This window comes from Burkholderia sp. LMG 13014 (assembly GCF_905232215.1).
Taxonomy (GTDB): domain Bacteria; phylum Pseudomonadota; class Gammaproteobacteria; order Burkholderiales; family Burkholderiaceae; genus Burkholderia.
Map to the genome: position 1 here is coordinate 1 of NZ_CAJNKE010000916.1, position 1,645 is coordinate 1,645.

1 protein-coding gene is annotated in these 1,645 nt (G+C 61.1%); it reads left to right on the plus strand.

Annotation, left to right across the window (positions count from 1 at the left end; genetic code table 11):
- Positions 1-126: 126 nt before the first annotated feature.
- The gene (locus JYJ84_RS36110; protein WP_175223708.1) at positions 127-1,527 is read left to right on the plus strand and encodes an ISNCY family transposase; all 1,401 of its coding nucleotides are present in this window, start codon (positions 127-129) and stop codon (positions 1,525-1,527) included.
- Positions 1,528-1,645 lie beyond the last annotated feature (118 nt).

Consider the following 1,645-nt stretch of genomic DNA (forward strand, 5'->3'; position numbering starts at 1 on the left):
TGTAAGAGCAAAGTTGTAATGTCGCATCTAGGCAAAGTTGAAATGTCGTAGCTCGAGGGTTTCGGCGCATGCTGGCGGCGGTTCGAATTGCCGGAGCGCATCGTGGGCCAACCTGGACTGATCACCATGAGCATGCGGGAGCTGGATCGTCTGAAGGTCGTGGAAGCCGTGATCGAGCAGCGTCTGATGCCTTGGCGAGCCGCGGAGCGGCTCGGGATCAGTCGACGGCAGATTGAACGGCTGGTCGCCCGGTATCGGGCTGCTGGCCCGGCCGGACTGCTTTCGCAGCGTCGTGGCCATGCGAGCAACCATCAACTGCCCGAGGATTTGGCGCATCGTGCCTTGAGCCTGATTCGGGAGCGCTACGCCGATTTTGGGCCGACGCTGGCCTGCGAGAAGCTTTGCGAATGCCATGGGCTGCAGTTGTCGAAGGAAACGGTCAGGAAGCTGATGACAGACGCTGGGCTCTGGATTCCGCGCCGGCAACGACCGCCGAAGATCTACCAGCCGCGAGCGCGCCGGGCGTGCCTGGGTGAACTGATCCAGATCGACGGCAGCGATCATCGGTGGTTCGAGGAACGGGCGCCGGCCTGCACGCTGCTGGTGTATGTCGACGACGCGACGAGCCGGCTGATGCATCTGCACTTTACGGCAACCGAATCGACCTTCAGCTACTTCGAAGCCACGCGGGCGTATCTGGAGCGCTATGGCAAGCCGGTGGCGTTCTACAGCGACAAGTACAGCGTGTTCCGCAGCCCGAACGCGGGCAAGACCGGCAGCAGCGTGACGCAGTTTGGTCGGGCGATGTATGAACTGAACATCGACACGTTCTGCGCGAACAGCAGTTCAGCCAAGGGGCGTGTCGAGCGTGCGCACCTGACGCTGCAGGACCGGCTGGTGAAGGAGTTGAGGTTGCGTGGCATCAGCACGGTAGCCGACGCCAACGCGTATGCGCCCTCCTTCATCGCCATGTATAACGCCCGCTTCGCGAAGCCACCACGCAGCGACTTCAATGCGCACCGGCCGCTGCGTAACGATGAGAATCTGGATCGGCTGATGACCTGGCGCGAAACGCGCCGGGTATCGAAGTCACTGACGGTGTTGTACGACCGTGTGCTGTATCTGCTGGACGATACGCTCGAGAACAGGAAGCTGGTTCATCGCTATATCGACGTCTGGGAGTACCCGGACGGACGGATCGAAATACAGGCCGATGGCGAGGTATTGCGATGCCGCCTTTACGACAAGCTGGCGGAGGTTGATCAAGGCGCGATCATCGAACACAAACGCTTGAGTCACGCGCTGCAGGTCGCTGAAGCGATCCAGGCGCAGCGCGACAATCGACGGATCTCGGGCTCGCCGTCGCGTGCCAATCGGGGGCTGCCGGTACGCGCCAAGACATCGTTGCCCGGTGCCAAGAAGCAGCGTGCGTTCACCGAAGCCGATATCGAAGCAGCCATCCTGCAGGTCGCTTCGCAAACACATCAAGCAGAGTCGAACCGGCGGTCTGCCAAGGCCCGCGGGTGAACGTAAGCGCCCTGCTGCTTCAGGCTCGGCGCTTCAACGCTGACAGTCGGAAAACCGATGAAACATGCGACATCTGTATTTAGCTGGCGCTACGACATCTGAACCCGGGTATGACATT